This window comes from Lactococcus sp. FSL W8-0209 (assembly GCF_038006585.1).
Taxonomy (GTDB): domain Bacteria; phylum Bacillota; class Bacilli; order Lactobacillales; family Streptococcaceae; genus Lactococcus; species Lactococcus lactis.
In genome coordinates, this window is sequence record NZ_JBBOVN010000001.1 from 1,217,427 (window position 1) to 1,241,444 (window position 24,018).

The 24,018-nt window shown below is 35.0% G+C and carries 22 protein-coding genes and 1 pseudogene; 20 read left to right on the plus strand and 3 right to left on the minus strand.

Translation table 11 applies throughout. The features are described from left to right. Positions 1-42: 42 nt before the first annotated feature. The 16 genes and pseudogenes from MKX45_RS06075 (at position 43) to whiA (ending at position 17,588) form a co-directional block, all read left to right on the plus strand. Entirely contained in the window at positions 43-522 is a 480-nt protein-coding gene (locus MKX45_RS06075) for a hypothetical protein (RefSeq protein ID WP_010905647.1), read from the plus strand. Between the two features lie 66 nt (positions 523-588). Further along, positions 589-1,284 (plus strand): histidine phosphatase family protein, encoded by a 696-nt coding sequence (locus MKX45_RS06080; RefSeq protein WP_003130927.1) that lies wholly within the window; start codon positions 589-591, stop codon positions 1,282-1,284. Further along, positions 1,281-2,027, plus strand: a complete 747-nt coding sequence (locus MKX45_RS06085; RefSeq protein WP_340816911.1) for a M15 family metallopeptidase — start codon at positions 1,281-1,283, stop codon at positions 2,025-2,027. Before MKX45_RS06080 ends, MKX45_RS06085 begins: the two co-directional genes overlap by 4 nt. Before the next feature lie 13 nt (positions 2,028-2,040). Continuing rightward, positions 2,041-2,445, plus strand: a complete 405-nt coding sequence (locus tag MKX45_RS06090; protein WP_017864407.1) for a hypothetical protein — start codon at positions 2,041-2,043, stop codon at positions 2,443-2,445. 221 nt (positions 2,446-2,666) lie between these two features. Continuing rightward, the gene (gene hrcA, locus MKX45_RS06095; protein WP_015426234.1) at positions 2,667-3,710 is read left to right on the plus strand and encodes a heat-inducible transcriptional repressor HrcA; all 1,044 of its coding nucleotides are present in this window, start codon (positions 2,667-2,669) and stop codon (positions 3,708-3,710) included. A 29-nt stretch (positions 3,711-3,739) separates the two neighbouring features. After that, on the plus strand, positions 3,740-4,279 hold the full coding sequence (grpE, locus tag MKX45_RS06100; protein WP_012897593.1) for a nucleotide exchange factor GrpE: 540 nt from the start codon (positions 3,740-3,742) through the stop codon (positions 4,277-4,279). Between the two features lie 72 nt (positions 4,280-4,351). Then, positions 4,352-6,175: a molecular chaperone DnaK gene (gene dnaK, locus MKX45_RS06105; RefSeq protein WP_015426235.1), complete on the plus strand. Its 1,824-nt coding sequence runs from the start codon at positions 4,352-4,354 to the stop codon at positions 6,173-6,175. A 213-nt stretch (positions 6,176-6,388) separates the two neighbouring features. Beyond that, a pseudogene (locus tag MKX45_RS06110) lies at positions 6,389-8,155 on the plus strand (oleate hydratase). Positions 8,156-8,221: 66 nt separating this feature from the next. After that, positions 8,222-9,361, plus strand: a complete 1,140-nt coding sequence (locus MKX45_RS06115; RefSeq protein WP_254255456.1) for a M20 peptidase aminoacylase family protein — start codon at positions 8,222-8,224, stop codon at positions 9,359-9,361. Positions 9,362-9,481: 120 nt separating this feature from the next. After that, positions 9,482-10,183, plus strand: coding sequence for a DeoR/GlpR family DNA-binding transcription regulator (locus MKX45_RS06120; RefSeq protein ID WP_340816912.1), 702 nt, complete (start codon positions 9,482-9,484; stop codon positions 10,181-10,183). A gap of 82 nt (positions 10,184-10,265) precedes the next feature. Next, positions 10,266-11,183: a 1-phosphofructokinase gene (pfkB, locus tag MKX45_RS06125; RefSeq protein WP_057720660.1), complete on the plus strand. Its 918-nt coding sequence runs from the start codon at positions 10,266-10,268 to the stop codon at positions 11,181-11,183. Beyond that, on the plus strand, positions 11,183-13,087 hold the full coding sequence (locus MKX45_RS06130; RefSeq protein ID WP_340817269.1) for a PTS fructose transporter subunit IIABC: 1,905 nt from the start codon (positions 11,183-11,185) through the stop codon (positions 13,085-13,087). The genes pfkB and MKX45_RS06130 overlap by 1 nt, the downstream gene beginning before the upstream one ends. An 86-nt stretch (positions 13,088-13,173) precedes the next feature. Continuing rightward, positions 13,174-14,619, plus strand: coding sequence for a cardiolipin synthase (gene cls / locus MKX45_RS06135; protein WP_015426239.1), 1,446 nt, complete (start codon positions 13,174-13,176; stop codon positions 14,617-14,619). A gap of 79 nt (positions 14,620-14,698) precedes the next feature. Further along, entirely contained in the window at positions 14,699-15,586 is an 888-nt protein-coding gene (rapZ, locus tag MKX45_RS06140) for an RNase adapter RapZ (RefSeq protein WP_012897599.1), read from the plus strand. Beyond that, on the plus strand, positions 15,583-16,566 hold the full coding sequence (locus tag MKX45_RS06145) for a gluconeogenesis factor YvcK family protein (protein WP_128267896.1): 984 nt from the start codon (positions 15,583-15,585) through the stop codon (positions 16,564-16,566). The genes rapZ and MKX45_RS06145 overlap by 4 nt, the downstream gene beginning before the upstream one ends. A 104-nt stretch (positions 16,567-16,670) precedes the next feature. Next, entirely contained in the window at positions 16,671-17,588 is a 918-nt protein-coding gene (gene whiA, locus MKX45_RS06150; RefSeq protein ID WP_015426241.1) for a DNA-binding protein WhiA, read from the plus strand. Between the two features lie 43 nt (positions 17,589-17,631). On the opposite strand, the gene MKX45_RS06155 is transcribed toward whiA, so the two are convergent. Next, positions 17,632-18,189: a TetR/AcrR family transcriptional regulator gene (locus tag MKX45_RS06155; RefSeq protein WP_015426242.1), complete on the minus strand. Its 558-nt coding sequence runs from the start codon at positions 18,187-18,189 to the stop codon at positions 17,632-17,634. Between the two features lie 155 nt (positions 18,190-18,344). Here MKX45_RS06155 and MKX45_RS06160 point away from each other — a divergent pair, with 155 nt between their 5' ends. The 4 genes from MKX45_RS06160 to MKX45_RS06175 all read left to right on the plus strand — a co-directional run bounded on the left by MKX45_RS06160 (position 18,345) and on the right by MKX45_RS06175 (position 22,318). Further along, the gene (locus MKX45_RS06160; RefSeq protein WP_340816913.1) at positions 18,345-19,223 is read left to right on the plus strand and encodes an ABC transporter ATP-binding protein; all 879 of its coding nucleotides are present in this window, start codon (positions 18,345-18,347) and stop codon (positions 19,221-19,223) included. Positions 19,224-19,233: 10 nt separating this feature from the next. Beyond that, positions 19,234-20,856, plus strand: a complete 1,623-nt coding sequence (locus MKX45_RS06165; RefSeq protein ID WP_128267895.1) for an ABC transporter permease — start codon at positions 19,234-19,236, stop codon at positions 20,854-20,856. A 152-nt stretch (positions 20,857-21,008) separates the two neighbouring features. Beyond that, a complete protein-coding gene (locus tag MKX45_RS06170; protein ID WP_015426245.1) occupies positions 21,009-21,380 on the plus strand; it encodes a hypothetical protein in 372 nt (123 codons plus the stop codon). A gap of 143 nt (positions 21,381-21,523) precedes the next feature. Further along, positions 21,524-22,318 (plus strand): formate/nitrite transporter family protein, encoded by a 795-nt coding sequence (locus tag MKX45_RS06175; RefSeq protein WP_139008776.1) that lies wholly within the window; start codon positions 21,524-21,526, stop codon positions 22,316-22,318. Between the two features lie 31 nt (positions 22,319-22,349). On the opposite strand, the gene ntdP is transcribed toward MKX45_RS06175, so the two are convergent. Together ntdP and MKX45_RS06185 are read right to left on the minus strand one after the other, a co-directional pair. Further along, the gene (gene ntdP / locus MKX45_RS06180; RefSeq protein ID WP_003130958.1) at positions 22,350-22,880 is read right to left on the minus strand and encodes a nucleoside tri-diphosphate phosphatase; all 531 of its coding nucleotides are present in this window, start codon (positions 22,878-22,880) and stop codon (positions 22,350-22,352) included. A gap of 164 nt (positions 22,881-23,044) precedes the next feature. Next, entirely contained in the window at positions 23,045-23,950 is a 906-nt protein-coding gene (locus MKX45_RS06185; RefSeq protein ID WP_340816914.1) for a metallophosphoesterase, read from the minus strand. Positions 23,951-24,018: the final 68 nt, after the last annotated feature.

The window sequence follows — 24,018 nt, forward strand, 5'->3', positions numbered from 1 at the left end:
AATGATATAATAGAAGAAGTGAAAAAATACGGAGGTTATTTTATGGCTTACAAAGTGAATTTTAAAGATGTAGAAACAGTTGGCTTGGAAACTTCGCCGGTAGCCGATTCTTTAGCAGGTTTACGAGCTAATGAAGCACGTTATTTTTGGAATAAGTATAAATTTGAGTATCTCACATATCCAGCTCATGAAAAAGCCGACGAAGTCGCTTTGTTTGAGAAAATTTTACTTGAAGAACGTAATTTAAAATTTTCAGCAAAAATACTCGAAGTTGCTATCTATGAAAATGATGAACTCTATTGGCCTGAATTCTATTACGAAGACGGTATGGTTTTAAATCTGCTCTATGAAAAAGTTGGACAAGAGGGCAAGAAACCAAAACGGGCAGTTGGAATAAAGTTGTCAGTGGGTATGGAAATCCCCAAAGAACTTGAGGGAAAATTCAAATTTGCACGCCAACGTTCAAAACTCGCAGGTGAGATAAGAGGTTCCTACTTTACAATTAAACAGGAATGGCTGTAATTTTCTATATAGATAGAAATATCCTATCGTAATTTTTTTGTTAGAATCAATAAAAAGGGAGTAGAAATGGTAAATATTTATTTAGTTCGACATGGGAAGACAATGTTTAATACAATTGGCAGAGCGCAAGGTTGGTCTGATACACCTTTAACTGCGGCAGGAGAACAAGGAATTATTGAACTTGGTCTAGGCTTCAAAGAAAAAGGCATTAAATTTGACCGAGCTTATTCATCTGATTCTGGACGTACAATCCAAACAATGGGTTTTATCTTGGCTAATTCTGATAATGAAGGAATTCCATACACTTATGATAAAAGAATCCGTGAGTGGTGTTTTGGTTCATTTGATGGTGGCTATGACGGAGAACTTTTTGATGGCGTTCTACCAAGAATATTTACTGAAACTGGAAATCATCATACCGACGAATTTCCTCCAGATGAAGTAATTGCTAATGCGATTTTTGAAGTTGATACGGCTGGCTGGGCTGAACCATGGGAAAAACTTTCAGGACGTATCATGGACGGTTTTACAGATATTGCCAAGGAATCTGAAGCAAAAGGGGCTAAAAATATTGTTATTGTCAGCCATGGAATGACCATTGGAACTTTTGTAAAACTCGCTCACCCAGAACTCCCTCGTCCACATGGTCTTGATAATGGTTCTGTCACTCATTTAAGTTTTGAGGATGGAAAATTTACCATTGGAAAAGTCGGAGACATGTCTTATCGAGAAATAGGGAGTGAAAAGTTAGCTAAAAAATGAAAAGAAGAATAACATTTAGTTTAATCGTGCTTGTTCTTTTGATCATTGGCGCTTTGGGATTTATTTTATTTACCAATGATAAGTCAAATTCAACAAACGAATCATCTAAAAAAACAAGTATTTCGTCTTCTAAAGAGGCGGCAAAGAAAAAAGATTTACCTGACGCTAAACAATCAGATTGGGATTTAGTATTGGTGAGTCGAAAATCACCTAAAGATGAAATGAACCCAACACTGGCAACCGTAAATGGGATTCAAGTTGATCAAAGGATAGCATCAGCGGTTCAACAATTTTTAGCAGCAGCCCAACAAATATCACCAGCTGAACATTTAATCTCAGGTTATCGGTCAGTCTCATATCAAGAAGGGCTTTATCAATCTTATGTCCAAGCAGAAATGAATGGTCAAGGAACAGTAAATTCAAGTGGAAATCCAATTTCAGAAGAAGAAGCGATAAAAAATGTGCAAACTTATTCTCAGCCACCAAGAAGCTCAGAACATCAAACAGGATTAGCGATTGATATGAGTAATATTGATAGCCTAAATGAGAGTCAATATGCAAAACAAGTTGCAGCAATTGCTCAAAAATATGGATTTGTTCTTCGTTTTCCAGAAGGGAAAAAGGCAGAGACAGGAATTGGTTATGAAGACTGGCATTTTAGATATGTTGGTTTAGAAAATGCTAAATATATGACCGAACACAATCTTACTTTAGAAGAATATCTAAAACTATTACCAGCATAAAGGAAATGAAATCATGCTAAACCGAACCAGACTTCTACTCTATGTTAATGTTGCTCTATTTATTTACAGTGTCTCGGAAATGATTAAAGTTCTCCTTGTTCATAATAATTTCTTTAGTCAATTTTTTAATAACTTATCGACAAATATAAAAACATTAACGACTAAAATTTCGTCAACAATTACGAGTTGGCAAAGTTTAATCTATTTATTGATTTTTGCTTTATTAATCTTTCTATTATTGAAATTTTGGCGTTTTACTTTTATACTTTTAGAAATTATTTCGGCACTTTTGATTATAGATTATGCCATACTTTTCATTCAACATGAAGTAAAGTATGAAAGCCTCTTTGTCATTGCTGTAATGGTAATTACAGTCATGAATATTTGGCAAACATCCAAAGATTCCAATCTTTTATAAATGAAATTAGCACTCTAATAAAAAGAGTGCTAATTTTTATGTCTTTTTGCTTGACAAGGTATAAACAAAGGGTTATAATAAATTTGTTAGCACTTATAGATGAAGAGTGCTAAAACAGAAAAAAGCTTGTAGATACTAAACAGAAGTCAAAAGCTCAAGAAATTTTTGAGCTTGCGAAAGAAGTTTTGCGAAACTTCTTATCTGTGGAGAAAGGAGTAGCCATGATTACAGAACGTCAAAGACAAATTTTAAATTTGATTGTTTCTCTTTATGCCAAAGAGCATACGCCAATCGGTTCAAAGTCGCTCCTTGATAGTATTCAAGCTTCTAGCGCTACAATCCGAAACGACATGAAAGTTTTGGAAAAACTAGGCTTGATTCAAAAAGAACACACCTCAAGTGGACGTGTTCCAAGTGTTTCAGGTTATAAGTATTTTGTAGAAAATGTCATCCAGTTAGATGAATTTAGTCAAAATGACTTATTTAAAGTGATGAAAGCTTTTGATGGTGATTTTTATCGCCTATCTGACCTGTTTAAAACAGCAGCTAAAAGTTTATCAGAACTCACTGGTTTGACAAGCTTTGTTCTTAATGCTCCCCAACGTGACCAACAATTAGTTTCATTTGAAATGGTCATGCTGGATAGTCATTCAGTACTTTCAGTTATAACATTAGGGACTGGTGAAGTAAGAACAAATCAATTTATTCTTCCAAAATCCATGACCGAAGCTGATTTAGCAGTCTTTAGTAATCTAGTTAAAGAACGTCTGGTTGGTAAAAAAGTGATTGATATTCACTATACTTTACGAACAGAGATTCCACAGATTGTTCAGCGTTATTTCAAAGTTACGAGTGAAGTTCTCCAACTCTTTGAATCAATTTTTGATGATTTGTTCAAAGAACGGCTGACCGTCGCTGGGCGTAAAAATATCTTTGATTATGCAACTGACAATCTTGCAGAATTATATAAACTCTTTAGCGATGATGAACGGATGCTTCATGAAATTCGCGAAATCACTAATAACGATGAAATGCGTGCCGTTAAATTTGATAATGACGAAAAATACATGAAAAATTTAACGATTATTTCGCAAAAATTTGTTATCCCATATCGCGGTTTTGGTACTCTAACAGTCGTTGGACCTGTAGAAATGGATTATCAAAGGACGTTATCAGTTCTTGACTTAGTTGCTAAAGTTTTAACTATGAAGCTGAGTGACTATTATCGTTATCTTGATGGTAACCATTATGAAATTAGTAAATGATAAAAAAGTTATTTAAAAAAGGAGGGCCTATGTCCGAAGAAACTAAAGAAGAAATCAAAAATGAAAAAGTTGATGAAGAAGTGACTGAGGAGTTAACAGAGGAAGCACTTGAGGATATTGTTGAAGAAGAAATCAATGAACTTGATGAAGCACAAAAGTTAGCGACTGAGTGGGAAAATAAATTCCTTCGCGTTTCTGCAGAAATGCAAAACGTACAACGTCGTGGAAATGAAGAACGTTTGCAACTTATCAAATATCGTTCACAAGATTTAGCAAAAAAAATCTTATCTTCACTAGATAATCTTGAACGTGCACTTGCTGTTGAAGGATTAACGGATGATGTTAAAAAAGGCCTTGAAATGGTCCAAGAAAGCTTGATTTCAGCGCTTAAAGAAGAAGGCGTTGAGGAAGTTTCTTATGAAAGTTTCGACCATAATCTTCACATGGCTGTTCAAACTGTCCCAGCTGATGATGAACATCCAGCTGACAGCATCGTGCAAGTTTTCCAAAAAGGTTACCAACTTCACGAACGTTTACTTCGTCCAGCAATGGTTGTCGTAGCACAGTAAATTAAAAAATAAATTGACCGCAAAGTCTTTAAACTATTCATAAGTAATAAGAAATAAAGGAGATTTAATAATATGTCTAAAATTATCGGTATTGACCTTGGTACAACAAACTCAGCAGTAGCAGTTCTTGAAGGAACTGAATCAAAAATTATTCCAAATCCAGAAGGAAATCGTACAACACCTTCAGTTGTAGCTTTCAAAAATGGTGAAATCATTGTCGGTGACGCTGCAAAACGTCAAGCGGTAACTAACCCAGAAACAATTATTTCTATTAAATCAAAAATGGGAACATCTGAAAAAGTTTCTGCAAATGGTAAAGAATACACACCACAAGAAATTTCAGCAATGATTCTTCAAAACTTGAAAGCTACAGCAGAAGCTTATCTTGGAGAAAAAGTAGAAAAAGCAGTTATCACTGTACCTGCATACTTTAATGACGCTCAACGTCAGGCAACTAAAGATGCTGGTAAAATTGCTGGTCTTGAAGTAGAACGTATCGTTAACGAACCAACAGCAGCAGCTCTTGCTTATGGTCTTGATAAAACAGATAAAGATGAAAAGATTCTTGTATTTGACCTTGGTGGTGGTACATTCGACGTTTCAATTCTTGAACTAGGTGATGGTGTCTTTGATGTTCTTGCAACTGCTGGTAACAACAAACTCGGTGGTGATGATTTTGACCAAAAAATTATTGACTGGATGGTTGCCGAATTCAAGAAAGAAAACGGAATTGACCTTGCCCAAGATAAAATGGCTTTGCAACGTTTGAAAGATGCCGCTGAAAAAGCGAAAAAAGACCTTTCAGGTGTAACAACTACTCAAATCAGCTTGCCATTCATCACAGCTGGTGCTGCTGGCCCTCTTCACTTGGAAATGGCTTTGACTCGTGCTAAATTTGATGAATTGACACATGATCTTGTTGAAGCGACACGTCAACCAGTTCGCCAAGCCCTTTCTGATGCTGGCTTGTCAACTTCTGATATTGACGAAGTTCTCTTGGTTGGTGGTTCAACTCGTATCCCTGCTGTTGTTGAACTTGTTCGTCACGAAACAAACAAAGAACCAAATAAATCAGTAAACCCTGATGAAGTTGTTGCTATGGGTGCAGCAATTCAAGGTGGTGTGATTACTGGTGACGTTAAAGATGTTGTTCTCCTTGACGTTACTCCACTTTCACTTGGTATTGAAACAATGGGTGGTGTCTTCACAAAATTGATTGACCGTAACACAACTATCCCAACTTCTAAATCACAAGTCTTCTCAACTGCTGCTGACAATCAACCTGCTGTAGATATTCATGTCCTTCAAGGTGAACGTCCAATGGCAGCTGATAACAAAACTTTGGGTCGTTTCCAATTAACAGATATCCCTGCAGCACCACGTGGTATTCCACAAATCGAAGTAACATTTGATATTGATAAAAATGGTATTGTTTCTGTTAAAGCTAAAGACCTTGGTACACAAAAAGAACAAACAATCGTTATCAAATCAAACTCAGGTCTTTCTGATGAAGAAATTGATAAAATGATGAAAGATGCTGAAGCAAATGCTGACGCTGATGCAAAACGTAAAGAAGAAGTTGATACACGTAATGAAGCTGATGCTTTAGTTTTCCAAACTGAAAAAACTTTGAAAGACCTTGAAGGAAAAGTAGAAGAAGCTGAAGTTAAAAAAGCTGAAGACGCTAAAGAAGAACTCAAAAAAGCGCTTGAAGGTGAAGATATTGATGATATCAAAGCTAAATCAGAAGCACTTTCTGAAATCGCTCAAAACCTCGCTGTAAAACTTTATGAACAAGCAAATGCAGCTCAAGGTGAAGCTGGACAAGCAACGGATGCTCAAGAAGCTCCAAAAGATGATAATACATTTGATGGTGACTTTGAAGAAAGCAAATAATAATTTATAAAAGCACTGATTCTTTTGTCAGTGCTTTTTTTATAAAAATTGGACAAAATAGACATGTTGTCTAAAAACTATTTCAGATTCTTGCAATCATTTTCTTCTTGTACTATGATGAAATTAGTAAGAGATTGGAGGAGAATTAAAAGTAAAAAGACTAATAAAATTAGTCAAAAAAGATGTTGTTTAGATTAGAGGAGGTTAATTATTATGCGTTATACAAATGGAAATTATGAAGCTTTCGTTCACCCAAGAAAACCAGAAAATGTTGATCAAAAATCAGCTTATATTATTGGGGCAGGCCTTGCAGAGCTTGCAACAGCAGTATTTTTAATTCGTGACGGTCAAATGTCAGGGAACCGTATTCATATTTTAGAAGAGTTACCGTTGTCAGGAGGTTCTCTTGACGGTTCATTTATTCCACATGATGGTTTCGTTGTTCGTGGTGGACGTGAAATGGAAAACCATTTTGAATGTCTTTGGGACTTATTCCGAACAATTCCGTCATTAGAAGTGGACAATGCGTCTGTTTTAGATGAATTTTATCGAATTGACCGTGATGATCCAAATTCATCTAACTGTCGTATTATCCATAATCGTGGTGAACGGGTTGATGACGATGGAAAATTTACACTAAGTCCAAAAGCTCAAGAAGAAATAATCAAATTGTTCATGACTAAAGAAGAACTACTTGTAGGTAAAACAATAGAAGATTGTTTTACCTACAAGTAGTTCTTCGAATCAAATTTTTGGCTTTATTGGTGTTCAATGTTTGCTTTTGAAAAATGGCATTCAGCTATTGAAATGCGTCGTTACATTATGCGCTTCATCCACCATATTGAAGGGCTACCTGATTTTTCTGCCCTAAAATTTACAAAATATAATCAATATGAATCGCTAGTAAAACCATTAATTTCATACTTAAAAGATCATGGAGTTGATTTTAAATATGGAGCACAGGTTGAAAATGTTGAAGTTGACTTTTCAAATGGCAAAAAGGTAGCAAAAGCTATTGTATTTGCTGACAAAAAAATAAAAGAACTGACAGAAAATGACTTGGTTTTTGTTACAAATGGTTCAATTACAGAAAGTTCAACTCAAGGTTCACCAACACAAGCCGCTCCGAAAACTAGTGAACTTGGTGGCTCTTGGAAACTTTGGCAAAATTTAGCCAAACAATCAGAAGAATTTGGACATCCAGATGTTTTTTGTAAGGACATTCCAAAAGAAGCTTGGGTTGTATCAGCAACTGTTACTTGGAAAAATTTAAAAATTCAACCTTATTTTGAAAAATTAACACATCGTCAATTGCGTTCAGGAAAAGTTGTCACAGGAGGAATTATTACTGTTAAAGATTCAAATTGGCTCCTTTCATTTACAACTCACCGCCAACCTCATTTTAAAGAACAAAATGACCAAGAAACAGTAACTTGGGTTTATGGTCTTCTTTCAAATACACCTGGGAACTATATCAAAAAACCAATTGAAGATTGTACAGGTGAAGAAATTACTCAAGAATTACTTTATCATTTAGGAATGCCAGAAGAAGAAATTGAAGCATTTGTTAAAGAAAATACTAATACAATCCCAGTATATATGCCTTTCATTACTTCTTATTTCATGCTTCGTGAACCAGGAGATCGGCCTCTTGTAGTACCTGAACAATCAGTCAATTTAGCGTTTTTAGGAAATTTTGCGGAAACTGAGCATGATACAGTCTTTACAACCGAGTATTCAGTCAGAACTGCGATGGAAGCTGTTTATCAATTATTAAACGTTGATCGCGGTGTTCCGGAAGTCTATGCTTCAGCTTATGATTTACGAACTTTAACAAGTTCAGTCTACTATCTATCAGATAAGCAAAAATTAGAAGATTTAGAGCTCTCATTTATTAAAAAACAAGCGCTCAAAGTTGGACTTAAAAAAATCAAAGGGACATATATTGAAGAACTTTTAGAAGATGCGGGTCTGATTTAAAATTTAAATGAAGTCACAAGAAATAGTGAAGGAGCAACCTTCGCTATTTTTGATACAATTATTTTTATGATTGAAGAAAATTTATACCAAGAGCTTGTTGAAATTAGACATTATCTTCATGCTCATCCCGAAATATCAGAAAAAGAAGTTGAAACGACAAAATTTATTCGTCAAAAATTAGCAGATTGGCAAATTGAAATAATGGATAGTCAGCTTAAAACAGGACTTGTTGCAAAAATTGGCTCAGGAAAACCTATTATTGCGCTAAGAGCAGATATTGACGCCTTGCCTATTCTAGAAGAAACAGGATTAGAATTTTCCTCTGTAAACAAAGGAGCAATGCATGCTTGTGGTCATGACTTACATATGACTAGTCTTTTAGGAGCTGCTAAAATTCTAAAAGAGAAGGAAAGTCAGTTTAGTGGGACAATCAAACTTATATTTCAACCTGCCGAAGAAATTGGCGAAGGAGCCAAAGAAATTCTAAAAACAGGATTAGTTTCAGATGTTCAAGCTTTTATTGGCTACCATAATATGCCTACTTTGTCAGCTGGAGTAATTGGCTTACGTGAGGGTGGAGTAATGGCAGCCGTTGAACGTTTTGAAATTTTAATAAAAGGTCAAGGAAGTCATGCGGCATATCCGCAAGAAGGTCAAGATTTGATTTTAGCTAGTGCTGCGATCGTTCAAAATCTACAACAAATTGTTTCTAGAAATATTTCACCACTGAGAGCTGCTGTTGTATCTGTCACACACATTGAAGCCGGAAATACTTGGAATGTTTTACCAAACAATGCTCGTTTAGAAGGGACAATAAGAACTTTTGACAATGAAGTACGTTCCTTAACAAAGAGAAGATTCAGTCAAATTACCGAGGCCACTGCAAAAGTTTATGATGTTGAACTAGAGATTAAATGGTTAATGGAAGCGGACCTCACGTTCAACGATTTCGAGTTGACAGATGTCATCAGGAAAAGAACCGAGCAATGGCATGATAAGGTGGTATATCCAGAGCCGTCAAGTGCGGGGGAAGACTTCGCTAATTATCAAAAGCAAGCTCCAAGTGTCTTTGCTTTTATTGGTTCAAATGAACAAGGGGCTTCTGGACTTCATTTTGCTGATATGGTCGTTCAAGATGAAACTCTAAAAGTTGCTGTTGACTACTATTTGGAAAGCGCTCATCAATTACTTGAACACTTTAAATAAAAACTATTATTAGATAGTTTTTTATTTTTGAATTTTTTTGGAAGAAAATGATAGTTAATGATTGATTTTGAAAGATAAAGGTGTTATAATGATTTTTGTAAACGAATTCAGGAGATGGAAATGTTAGCAAATGAAAGAAAAAGACGGATTGTTGACTATCTAAAATTAAAAAGAAGAGCAACGATTGAAGAACTTCTTACATTAATGGATTGCTCTATATCAACACTTAGGCGAGATTTGAATGAATTGGAAAAAGAAAAATCTTTAAGACGAGTTCACGGTGGTGCAGAACTTACACAAGACTTATCGGAAGAATTAAGTATTTCCGAAAAAACTTCCAAAAACATTCAAGAAAAAGAAGAAATCGCTCAAAAAGCATTATCGAAAATTAAAGATGGGGATATTATTTTTTTAGATGCTGGGACTACAACTGGTATCTTAGCTGAACTTATCAATCAATCTCATCTTTATTTAACGATTGTAACCAACTCTGTCAGTCATTTGGCGAAATTAACAGATGACCGATTAATCGTCTATCTGCTCGGTGGACGAGTGAAAAAGGTAACAGATGCAATAATTGGGAGTCAGGCTTTAGAACAACTTTCTGCTTATCAATTCAATAGTGCTTTTGTTGGGGCTAACGGCTTTGACAATGAACACGGAGCAATGACACCAGACCATGAAGAAGCAGCAATAAAAGGACTAGCAGTCAAAGAAAGTCAGAATGCTTTCATATTAGCCGACTCTTCTAAATTAGGACAAATGAGTTTTGTCAAATTTACTAATTCTGAAGAAGTTGAATTAATTACCGAGAACAATTAGCGTTTGTTTTTAAATGAGTCGTGTGAAAAGATTTCACTAAAAGTTAGTATTTGTAAACCTACGTCTTAAATAAAGGAGAATTATGATTTATACAGTAACACTCAACCCAGCACTTGACTACTTCATGAATTATGAAGAGTTAGCACTTGGTGAGGTGAATCGAACAGGGAAAACACAGATTTCAGCAGGTGGTAAAGGAATTATGGAAAGCCGCATGCTAAGTCTTATAGGTGCCAAAAGCAAGGCACTAGGATTTCTAGGTGGATTTTCTGGTCAATATATTAAAGATTTCTTAAATGAGAATCAGATTGATTCGGATTTCACAGAAATAGAAGATTTGACAAGAATTAATGTCAAGCTGAAAAGTCAGGAAAACGAAACAAGTCTTGATGCGGCTGGACCAAAACTTCAAGAAAGTGAAATTAATCAATTTCTTGAAAAATTTGATCATTTGAAAGAAGATGATATCGTTGTCTTTGCAGGTACAATACCTAAAAGTCTTGGTGAAGATTTCTATGAGCGTTTGATTGCTAAAGTCCAAAAGCAAAAAGCAACTTTTGTCATGGATGTTGATGGTCAAAAATTACTTGATTCGCTTCCTGCTCATCCCCTACTCATTAAACCAAACCGAGAAGAACTAGAAGCAATCTTTGAAACAAGCTTCAAAAATAATGAGCAAATCATTCCTTATGGTCAAAAACTTTTAGAAATGGGTGCTCAAAATGTTATCGTATCAATGGCTGGTGATGGAGCACTCCTCTTTACAAATGAGAAAGTTTATTTTGCTCAAGGGATTAAAGGAGAGCTAAAAAATTCTATTGGTGCTGGTGATTCGACCGTTGCAGGATTTTTAGCTGAATATAGCCAGTCTAAAGACCCGCTATTAGCGTTTAGACAAGCAATCGCTTGTGGAACTTCAAAGGCATTCTCAGATGATATGCCAAGCCGAGCATTTTTGGAAGAAATTTATAAAAAAGTTAATATTTCAGAGGTGAAATGATGGAAATAAAAGATTTACTTAAAACAGAGGTTATGATTCTTGACCTCCAAGCAACTAGCAAAGAAGCCGTTATTGATGAAATGGTCAATAAATTAGTTTCTGAAGGTTATGTCAATGATTTCTCAACTTTTAAAGCAGGAATTATGGCACGTGAGGCACAGACTTCAACTGGACTTGGTGACGGAATTGCAATGCCTCACAGTAAAAATACAGCGGTCAATGAGCCAGTCGTACTCTTTGCAAAATCAAAAGTTGGTGTTGACTACGCCGCATTAGATGGACAACCTGTCAATCTTTTCTTCATGATAGCAGCACCAGACGGTGCTAATGATACTCACTTGGAAGCTTTAGCACAACTTTCAACTTATCTTCTTAAAGACGGTTTCCAAGATCGTTTGAGAAAAGTTGAGTATCCAAGAGAGGTCATTCAGCTTTTTTCTGAAAAACAAGAAGAAATTAAGACTGTTGAAAATGCTGAACATTATATTGTAGCTGTAACGGCTTGTACAACGGGTATTGCTCATACTTATATGGCTGAAGAAGCGCTTAAAAAACAAGCCTTGGAAATGGGCGTTGGAATTAAAGTTGAAACCAATGGTGCGCGTGGAATTGATAATAAATTAAGTGCAGCCGATATCCAAAAAGCAGATGCTGTTATTGTGGCAGCGGATAAGAAAGTTGAAATGAATCGTTTTGCTGGTAAAGAAATGGTTCAAGTTCCAGTTGCACATGCCATCCGAGATACTGAAGAATTAATTAATCGTGCACTTTCAGGTAAAGCACCAATTTATGAAGCAGACGGATCTGGTGAAGTAAAAGAAGAAGCATCTGGTGGATTAGGAAAAGCATTCTATAAACACTTAATGGGTGGGGTTTCTGCAATGCTTCCATTCGTTGTTGGTGGTGGGATACTTATTGCTCTTGCTTTCTTGATTGACCAAGCAATGGGAGTTCCTCAAAGTCAATTGGCTAATCTAGGAGTTTATCATCCTTTAGCAGCTTACTTTAAAAATGTTGGTGGTGCAGCTTTTGCCTTTATGTTGCCTGTTCTAGCTGGTTTCATTGCTAACTCCATTGCTGATAAACCTGGTTTAGTTGCTGGTTTTGTCGCTGGTTCTATGGCATCTTCTGGTCTTGCATTTGGTCATTTAGATCCTGCTAAAATGATTCCATCTGGCTTCTTAGGAGCCCTAGTTGGTGGTTTCCTTGCCGGTGGTGTCATTATCCTTTTACGTAAAGCTTTTGCAAAACTTCCTCGTTCACTTGATGGAATTAAAGCTATCTTGATTTATCCATTAGTTGGAACATTTATCACAGGTTTCCTAATGCTCTTTGTCAATATACCAATGGCAGCAATTAATACCGGTCTCTCTAACTTCTTAGCGAGTCTATCAGGAGCATCTGCCCTTGTACTTGGTTTAGTTGTTGGTGGAATGATGGCTATTGACCTTGGCGGTCCAATTAACAAAGCTGCTTATATCTTTGCAACTGGTACTTTAGCAGCAACAGTTTCAACTGGTGGCTCAGTAACAATGGCCGCCGTTATGGCTGGTGGGATGGTTCCACCACTTGCAACTACAGTCGCTGTTATCTTGTTTAAAAATAAATTTACTAAAGAAGAACGCAATGCTGGTTTGACAAATATCGTTATGGGGCTTTCATTCATCACTGAAGGGTCAATTCCATTTGGTGCATCTGACCCCGCACGCGCAATTCCATCATTTATGATTGGAGCAGCAGTAGCCGGTGGTTTGACTGGTATGGCAAACATTAAATTGATGGCACCACATGGTGGAGTCTTCGTTCTCGCATTGACAAACAATCCTTTACTTTATCTCTTGTTCATCTTGATTGGCGCAATTGTTTCAGGCCTATTATTTGGTGCATTGAAAAAAGCAAAATAAAAATGAATGAGAATAATAAGAGCGGTTTAATACCGCTTTTTTTGATATAATAGAGGAAGTAAACTGGGGGATTGGGAGAGATTATTTTGAGTTTTATTGCACTTTTTGAGCTGGCGCTTTTTTTCCTTAATGTTATATTATCCTTTGTCATTATTTTTAGGGAAAGAAAATCAACAGCGGCAACTTGGTCATGGCTCTTTGTAGTTAATTTACTGCCTATCATAGGCTTTATTTTATATTTACTCATTGGACGTGGCATTTCACATTATCGTATTTTTAAAGACCGAAAAAGGTTTCAGTTGGGTTTTGAAAAACAATTAGAACATGCTGAAAAATCTTACACAGATCGATTATTTATTAAAAAAATGAGACAAAATCATGTAATTGGTCAGTTGATTCATATGCTTTATGTTGAAGAAAAATCAATTATTTCAACAAATACTGGTGTGAAAATTTTCAATGATGGACGTCAGAAATTTAATGCTCTGATTGAGGATATTAATAAAGCAAAACATCACGTTCATATGGAATATTATATTTTTCGGATGGATCGAATGGGTCATGAAATCTATGATGCTTTACTTGCAGCTGCAAAACGAGGAGTGGAAGTTAAACTTTTAATTGACGCTTGGGGTTCAAATAAAACAAAAATGTCTAATTTTAAAGAACTTCAGGAGGCTGGTGGGCATGTAGCGCAATTTTTCCCATTAATTATGCCTTTAGTTAATCCACGAACAAACTATCGTTTACACCGTAAAATTGTAGTTATTGATGGAATTATTGGATACACAGGTGGATTTAATGTTGGTGATGAATATGCTTCAATTACAAAGAAATTTGGCTATTGGCGTGACAATCATTTACGTTTGACTGGTGATATTGTTTATAGCCTACAACATCGTTTTATTTTAGACTGGAATTCTCAACATCATTTTGAAGTAACCGAGGGAGAGCCTTATTTCCCAGATTCGATTGTTGAAGGTCATGTAGCGACTCAACTTGTAACTTCGGGACCAGATGAGGACAAAGAGCAAATCAAATTAACTTACATGAAGATGATTTCGGGTGCAGAGCGAGAGATTATCATTCAAACCCCTTATTATATTCCGTCTGATGCTTTACATGAATCTATAAAATTAGCATTACTATCGGGTGTACAGGTTAAATTATTGATTCCAAATAAGCCGGACCACCCACTGGTTTATTGGGCGACTTATTTCCATGCTGCTGATTTAGTTAAATATGGTGCGAAAGTTTATACTTACGAAAATGGATTTGTTCACTCTAAAACATTGATTATAGATGGAGAGTATGCTTCAGTTGGGTCAGCTAATTTAGATTATCGAAGTTTGCAATTATGTTTTGAAGCCAATGTTGTTATCTATGATTATGACATTTCTCAAAAATTACGAAATGATTTTATGAAGGATTTGAAATTGAGCCGTCCATTAACTTTAGCGCGTTATGAAGAACGTACTAAGTTAGTTCGTTTTAAAGAAGGTTTAGCTCGTTTAATTGCACCAATGCTCTGAATCCTATTATTAAAAATTGAAGTAGTTAGATTTATTGAAGAAAAAATTAAAAAGAGTAAGATGAAAATGGAGGAAAGAGATGGAGAATAAACTCAATATTGTGATTATTACAGGGATGTCTGGGGCAGGTAAAACGGTTGCCATTCAATCCTTTGAGGACATGGGGTATTTCACAGTAGATAATATGCCACCAAATTTAATTGAAAAATTTGTGGGCCTTTTGAATACACCAGATAATAAGATTGATAAAGTTGCCTTGGTTGTCGATATGCGTTCACGCGCTTTCTTTGAAGATATTCAAAGTATTGTGACTGAATTGACGGATAACGGGTCTGTTAATTTCAAACTTTTATTTTTAGATGCAAATGATACTGAATTGGTTTCAAGATATAAGGAAACTAGAAGAAGTCATCCTCTTGCTATTGATGGTAGAACGCTTGATGGAATTACTAAAGAACGTGAAATTTTAGCTGATTTAAAAAATCTTTCAGAAGTGGTTATTGATACAAGCGAATTGACTCCAAGAAATCTTCGGGCAAGAATTTTACAAAAATTTGCTTCTAGTACGGAATCTACATTTAGAATTGAAGTTATGTCATTTGGATTTAAGTATGGCTTGCCTTTAGATGCCGATTTAGTCTTTGACGTCCGTTTCTTGCCAAATCCGCATTATATTGCTGAATTACGTGATAAAAATGGAACAGATAAAGAAGTTTATGACTATGTTATGGAACATCCACAGTCGGAAGAATTTTATGAAAATTTGATGAAAATGTTAGTTCCAATTCTTCCAGCTTATAAAAAAGAAGGTAAATCAGTTTTAACAATCGCTTTTGGTTGTACGGGTGGTCAACACCGGTCGGTTGCTTTTGCTGAAAGAGTCTCTGCGGCTTTGAAGGATAAATGGCATCTCAATGTCAGTCATAGAGATAAAGACCGTAGAAAGGAAACGGTAAATCGTTCATGAGCAATCCAAAAGTTGTAGTTATTGGTGGAGGAACTGGAATTCCAGTTGTCTTAAAAGCACTTCGTAAAGAAAAAATTGATTTAACGGCTATTGTAACTGTGGCAGACGATGGTGGGTCTTCTGGGCGAATTCGTTCAGCGGTGAATATTGCACCGCCAGGTGATTTGCGTAATGTATTGATTGCCATGTCAGATATGCCCAAGTTTTATGCTGATATTTTACAATATCGTTTTGATAAATCTGATGGTGAATTAGCTGGTCATCCTCTGGGTAATCTAATTATTGCAGCAGTTTCTGAAATGCAGGGTTCAACTTATCGTGCAATTCAAACATTAGCTCAATTTTTTCATGTGGAAGGGAAAATTTATCCTTCGTCTGATGCCGCATTGACCTTACATGCTGTTTTTAAGGATGGTCATGAGGTCTTAGGTGAAAGTCATATTGCTAGCTATAAGGGATTGATTGACCATGTTTATTTAACTCAAACAGCTAGTGGTGATAGTCCAGTTGCGTCCAAAAATGTAGTGAAATCAATTATGGAAGCAGATACCATTGTCTTGGGACCTGGCTCACTTTTTACTTCGATTTTACCTAATATCGTTATTCCAGAAATCTGCGAGGCTCTTTGGAAAACCTCGGCTAAAATTGTCTATGTTTGTAATATAATGACTCAGCGTGGTGAAACAGAGCATTTTTCAGATGCTGACCATGTTCGAGTATTAAATGAACATATTGGGACAAAAGTGATTGATACTGTCTTGGTGAATATTCAAGAAGTTCCTGAAGAATACATGAATACGAATAAATTTGATGAATATCTGGTTCAAGTTGACCATAATTTTGAGGCATTAAAAGCAGAAGAGGTCAACGTTATCTCTAATAACTTCCTTGAACTTCGTGACGGCGGAGCCTTTCATAATGGTGAGGCTGTTGCTAAAGAAATTGTCGCAATTTCACAAAGTCAAGAGTTTAGACATTAAAATAATTTACTGACAGAGTGTTTGTCAGTAAATTTTTATAAGAAAAAAGTCTGACAGAAAGAATAGAGCAGGGAAAAAATATCCTGTCCTGTATAGAAAGAATTATGAGTTTCACAAGTGATGTAAAAAAAGAATTAACGAGTAATTTAGCAACAACTGGAGCACTTTTGGCACTTGTCAGAATGAATGGCTCTGTGGGTATTTTTAATGGATTAACTTTATCGATTACGACTGAAAATGCTGGAACTGCTAAATATATTTATCAAATGTTAAGAGAACTCTACGATGTCCATGCTGAAATTCGTGTTCATCAAAAGACTACACTCTCTAAAAATCGGGTTTATACGGTTTTTATAACTGAGGGTGCGAGTGAATTATTAGATGAATTAAGTTTAGCAGATTCGTTGATGTTGGATAATGGTGTGCCAGAATTTGTTAAAAATGACGAATTTATCAAAAAGGACTATTTACGAGGTGCTTTTTTATCGGCAGGCTCTCTCCATAATCCTGAAAAAGGTGAGTATCAGTTATCAATTGCTAGTGTATATCAGGAACATGCGGAAGATTTACAAGAAATTTTTCGAGATTTTGGTTTAAATGCGCGCGTTATTGAAAGGAAAAATCGCTGGATACTCTATTTATCAAAAGCTGAAGAAATAATGGATTTCTTGACTTTAATTGGAGCGATGAAAGCAAGATTGAAATTTGAAGAGGCGAAGATTATGCGTGAAATGCGTGGTTTAGCTAATCGGCAGTCCAATTTTGAAAATGCTAATATTGCTAAATCAGTTATGGCGGCTCAAGAAGCAATTAATGCTATTAAATTTCTTAATGAGAGAAAAGAATTAGAACAACTTCCAGAGAATTTAAAGGAAATTGCTCGTGTACGTCTAGAAAATCCTGAAGCAACAATTAAAGAGTTGGGAGAGTTGCTTGAACCCCCTTTAGGGAAGTCTGGAGTAAATCACCGACTTAGAAAACTTGTTGAACAAGCTAATGAGTTAAGAAAAATTGAGAATTAAAAAAACTAGCTAGATATTCTTGCTAGTTTTTTTATACTTTGTCTTATTTCCAGCCATTGAGGAAAAAACGAGAAACGATTTCAGCTTTTTCTATAAGTAAATTCATTGATAAACCTTTCATTCCTGAATTGAAAATACTTAAAATCAGAAGAAAATCTTCTTGGCTATAATCACTAGAAATTTTTCCTTCCGCCTGGCCTTTTTGAAAAAGTAATAGATAAATCTGCTTCTGTAAAGAAAGGGCATCATCATCTAGTAATTCAGGACTATTTGTATATTGAGTCATCATGTTTTCTGAAAAAATCGGCTGATAAAGTTCAAGTTGCTGAATTTTTAATTGAAGAATTGCTTGATAAGTCTGATTAAAATCTAAATTACTTTCAATAAGAGTTTTAATTTCCAAAGACAATTGATTGAGATTTTGCCTAATAACCTGGTTAATCAATTGATTTTTGCTATGAAAATATTTAAAGAGTGTCACTTTTGAAACATCCGCTTTGTGGGCAATTTCGTCAACGGTAATTTCTCTAATTGTTTTTTGGTTTAATAAGTGAAAAGTGGTTTCTAGAATCGCTTTTTTCTTTTTTTCTGTTTGATTCATAAAAGTTCCTTTCAACTTGATTGGATTGGATATTTACTATCAAAAATTATAGCTTTTTTCTTGAACTATTTCAAATGTAAGCGTAAAATATGAACTATAAGTAATGATTCAGTACATTTTATAATAATAGAGGATAAAATTCAGGAGGAAGAAAGATGGATAAGCTAGTTGAGGTAAAAGGACTTCAAAAAAACTTTGGTCAATTTCAAGCCTTAAAAGATATTTCTTTTGAGGTAAATGCTGGAGAAGTTCTTGGCTATATTGGCCCTAATGGTGCTGGGAAATCAACAACTATTAGAATTTTGCTTGGAATCATTCGAGCGACCCAAGGAAAAGTTCAAATTTTTGGTAAGGATGTCTGGCAAGATTCAATTGAGATTCATAAAAAAATTGCTTATGTTCCAGGGGATGTTTATCTTTGGCCAAATTTATCTGGCGGAGAAACGATTGATTTATTTTTAAAACTTCATGGAGCAATCAATCAAGAAAAACGAGACCAATTAATTAAAAAGTTTGATTTAAATCCTAAGAAAAAAGTTCGCTCTTATTCTAAAGGAAATCGACAAAAGATTGCGCTCATTGCTGCTTTAGCAACTGAGGCTGAGCTCTATATTTTTGATGAGCCAACGAGTGGTTTGGATCCACTTATGGAAGCCGTTTTTCAAGAAGAAGTAAAAGCACTAAAAGCTGCTGGCAAAGCAATTATTTTATCAAGTCATATTTTATCAGAAGTTGAAAAATTAGCTGATAGGGTAGCGGTGATCCGAAAAGGAGAGATTGTTGAAACAGGCACACTTGATGACTTACGACATTTGACCAGATATCAGTATAAAGTTGAAACAGAGCAAGAAACTGTTGGCTTAAAAGAATTATCTTCTGTTCATGATTTACAAATTAAAGAGAATGAAGCGACATTTCAAGCCGATTCAGATGAAATAGATGAAATTTTAAAAACGCTCTTACTTTATGGGGTAAAGAAGCTGGAAGCCACACCACCAACACTTGAAGATCTGTTTATGCGACATTATCAATAGGAGGCTTACTATGAAACAACCACTTTATAATACAGGAGTTTTATTTAAGACTTTAATAAAAAGGGATTGGTTTAAGTTAGTTTTCTGGATTTTAGGAATGCTTGCTTTTGCTGCTTCAGGGGCAGGGAAAATGGAAGTTGCCTCGAATCCGGCGACGGCTAGTACTCTTTATACAATGTTTGTCAAAAATCCAGCAATGGTCGGATTATTTGGACCAACTCCAATAAATAATCCAACTAATTATAGTCTGGGGCCGATTTTTGGTCAAACCATGACTTTAATTACGGGGCTGACTTTCGCTATCATTTCGATTATTTATGTTGTTAATCGAAGCAGAAAAGAAGAGGATGATGGAATTACAGAACTTTTTCGGTCTTATTCTATTGGAAAATTGGCAAATACGACTGCTTTAGTCATGGAACTTTTGCTCTTACATTTAATAATGGCTGTCTTATTAGCTCTTTCAATAGAGGCCCAAAACGTGGCTGGCTTGAATCATTTAGAAAGTAATTTCCTATTTGCTTTCACAACAAGTGCTCAGGGTTTCCTTTGGGGAATGTTTGCTTTACTTTTCGGTCAAATTTTCTCTGAAGCAAGTACAACTAAAGGGATGACATTCGGTTTACTGGGTTTGTTATATATTGTTCGAATGCTAACAGATGTAACAAATCTTTCCATAGGTTGGTTCAATCCTCTGTCTTGGTCTTATCTAGCTTTTCCTTATGTTAAAGGTCATGAAAATTGGTTAGCTGTCTTTTTGACTTTTCTCTTAGCTTTTCTACTTTTAGGAATATCCTATATCCTAGAGCTTAAAAGAGATGTGGGAGTGGGGTATTTTCCCGAAAGAAAGGCGCGACTTCATGGGAAAAAGGGACATTTCGGATTTCCTGGTCTCGTTTTGAATCTTGAAAAAAAGATGATTATCGGTTGGCTTTTGGCAAGTTTTGTTCTGGGCTTAGTTTATGGTTCAATGTTTGGACAAATGGACCAATTTATTTCAAGTAATAAAACCGTTAAGGAGCTTTTTGTTGGGAATGAAACGGCAGCGAGTGCGATTAGAGGAAACTTCATGGTCACTCTGTTTTCGATATTGTCAATCTTAATCGCAGCGTTTGGTGTAATTTTACTGACAAAAATGGTGAGCGAGGAAAGAAAAAATCGTCTGGAAGCTCTTTATGCTTTACCACTTTCACGACTAAAAGTGTATTCCACTTATTTACTGACAGCTATTCTGTCAGTAATTTTAGCTCAGTTTTTAGCGCTTTTTGGAATATTTATTGAACAGTTGGGCAATAAAAATGCTTTGAGCTTCTTAGAAATTATGAAATCTGGTATGATTTGGCTTGTTGCTGTCATATTTGTTTTAGCAATACTTAGTCTGTTACTTGGGTTTGTGCCTCGTTTGGCAGAATTAATTTGGGTATATCTTGCTTTCTTACTTTTTATGACTTATCTTGGAAAATTACTATCTTTGCCAAAATGGCTTGAAAATTTAAGCATTTATAACTATATTCCTAAATTGCCAGTTGAGAAAATGAATCTTCCTACCGTTTTATTCATATTAATTTTATCTGTCTTATTAATTTTACTTGGCTTTGAAGCTTATAGAAGACGCGATTTAATCACGGGGTAAAATAAATAAAAAAGCTATCATAATTGATAGTTTTTTTTTATGAAAATTGATATTTTATAGATTACTTTCAAAAGTGTAAGAATAGTATTTATTAAGTATAGTAAAATAAATAAATATATATATATATATAAATTAAGATTTAGGGGAGAATTATGAAAAAAATTATTATTTTTGCTGCTCTTGCAAGTGTATTGACATTTGGCGCTTTTAATTATCTAAAAAAACCGGGGAGTGAGCTGGGAGTCTTAGCCACTAAAGCAGTCACACCTAAAATATTGAATCCTAAAAACAATGAAGTAAATGAGAAAAGTTTAGATAATTTTGCGAAGAATACCCATATAATTATATCGTCACCTGATAAAGAGAAGGCGATTGATGAGGTGGTAGAAGAAGAGTTAAATAAGAAAGATAATAAACTGAATAAGGATGAATTATACGCTCTATATAATAATTCAACTGAAGCATTAGAAAATACTAGCCGTTCAGTTGCAGATTTTATGAATGATATATTAGGAAGTAAATAGCGAATAGCTTGACTTTTAAATTGTAAAATGAACAACAAAATGTCGTATAAGCCTGATTTTACAGTATTTCTTAGCATTAATAAGAAATTTATGATAGAATGAATGAGTTATTTTATAAATACGCTTTCAGGAGAAAAATTATCATGATGAATCCGGCAGAAATTTTATCTGCGACCATTCACCACGGTCAGGAAAAAATTAAACGTCCATTTTTAGAAAAAGCTGTGCTTGGTTTTATTGGCGGAGCAATGATTTCCTTTGGTTATTTACTTTATATTAGAGTAGTAGCTTCCGTTGCTGAGGAATTAGGAAGCCTTGCGAGCTTAATCGGAGCAAGTGTTTTTCCAATTGGCTTAATCGTTATCTTATTGGGAGGTGGTGAGTTAATCACTTCAAATATGACAGCTGTATCAACTTCATTATTTGCTAAAAAGGTAAGTTTGAGTGATTTGCTTAAAAATTGGTTGATTATTACTTTGTTTAATGTGATTGGAGCAATTTTTGTCGCTTTCGTCTTTGGACATCTCGTAGGATTGACTGGTACAGGAGATTATAAGACGGAACTTTTGAGATTGGCTCAAGCAAAGATTAATGCGAGTTGGTCACAAGAATTTCTATCAGGGATTGGTTGTAATTGGTTTGTTGGTTTAGCTATGTGGATGTGTTACGGAGCAAAGGATGCGGCAGGGAAAATATTGGCCGTTTGGTTTCCAGTGATGGCTTTTGTTGCGATTGGTTTTCAACATAGTATTGCAAATGCTTTTGTTATTCCTGCAGCAATTTTTGAAAATGGAGCGAGCTGGCTAGATTTTGCTCATAATTTCTTGTTTGTTTATCTTGGAAATCTTTTAGGTGGATCAATTTTTGTTGCTGGTTTTTATAGTTTAGGGTATCGTAGACAGGCTAGAGAACAAGAAGAACTTAAAAATCAAGAATAAATAAAAAAAGTTACTGACAGAAAGTCAGTAACTATTTTTTTAACTGATGATAACGATTGTACCAAATCTCGACGTACTCTTTAGAAAAAGGTCCTTTTTCATTGTTAATCCAGTCAACAAGAATTTTGACATTTTCTTTTAGAATATGATCAATTTCCTTTGGATAGTGCATTTTGCGGCGGTGGCGTTCATATTCTTCAACATCGAGTAATTTTTTTTCTCCATCTTTGAAGACCTTCACGTCAAGGTCGTAATCAATATATTTCAGCGCTTCGTTATCGAGGACGAAGGGGCTCGCTAGATTGCAGTAGTAGCTAACGCCTTCCTCACGAATCATAGCAATGATGTTAAACCAAAACTTTTTGTGGAAGTAAACAATAGCAGGTTCGCGTGTCACCCAACGACGGTCGTCAGATTCTGTCACTAATGTGTGATCGTTTACTCCAATAATTGAATTTTCATTTGTTTTTAGAACCATCGTATCGCGCCAAGTGCGATGAAGATTCCCATCATGTTTATAGCTTTGAATCGTGATGAAGTCGCCTTCTTTCGGAATTTTCAAGGCTATTCTCTCTTTCTCAATTCAAAGTTCTCATCTATTAATATACCATTTTTTAAATGAAATTTACAGTAAAAATGTTTAGTTTAAGCAATAAATTACTAATAATTGTTCGGATTTTTTTATTTTTATGTAGTAGAACTGTGTTTTTATACTATCAAGAAATATTAGTCATCCAAGTCAAAAATTGTCAAGGCAGACTGAAATTCTTCCCGCAAATGTGCTTTACGAAATTTTAGCCAATCGGAACTTTTGCGAATCGCATGGTATCTTTTGCGCAAATGCCAGTTTTCGGCAATTTGATACTGCGGATATTCTTCTAAAAAGTGATTAATCATCTGCCACTCATAAGGATAGCCTAGTGGATGAGCGTGATAGAGGACTTTGTCAATGGTTAATGGCAAGCGTCTTTGATGAAGATGACCAAAAACAACATCACTGATTTTGGGAAATTTATTAAAGGTTTCATGAAAATGTTGCGAACCTAAGTAGGCATTAAATCGGGCAAATTTTTCATAACGAGTATTAATGATAAATTGCTGATGAGGAACGAAATGAGTACTGACAATAATTCTATCAATCTTAGGATTTGCTGATAGTTCTGTCAGTAACTTTTCTAATTTCTGTAATTCAAGATTTGTTATCTTGATATCATCAAATTGACGATGAATTTTTCTATCAAAATAAAATGAATTTTTAAAAGCTATGATTTTTTTTATATCAATTTTTCCAGTCATGAAAGAATAATCATACCAACCGTGGAAGCTGACAAAAGCAGTGGAAGCAAAAGTTTTTACTTGAAAATTACTGACAGAAATTTCTTCTTCAGAAAGACCAACCATATCGTGATTTCCAAGATTGTAAGTGACTGACAGCTCTGTCAGTAATTCTATTTGCTTGAAAAATGGTTCGGAAATTCCGTGAAAATCATTTGAAATATCACCAGCAAAATGTAAATCTGTAATCTTTAAATCCTTTAAAAGAGACAGAAAAACATCAATTTCTTCTTGAGAAAAATGATTAGAATCCATATGAAAATCAGAAATCACAGCCAAGCGTCTTTTTTTAGTCATAATAAAATTATAGCATGTGATAGAAGTTCTATCTAATAAATAAATTTTTGATGAATCATTATCTATTG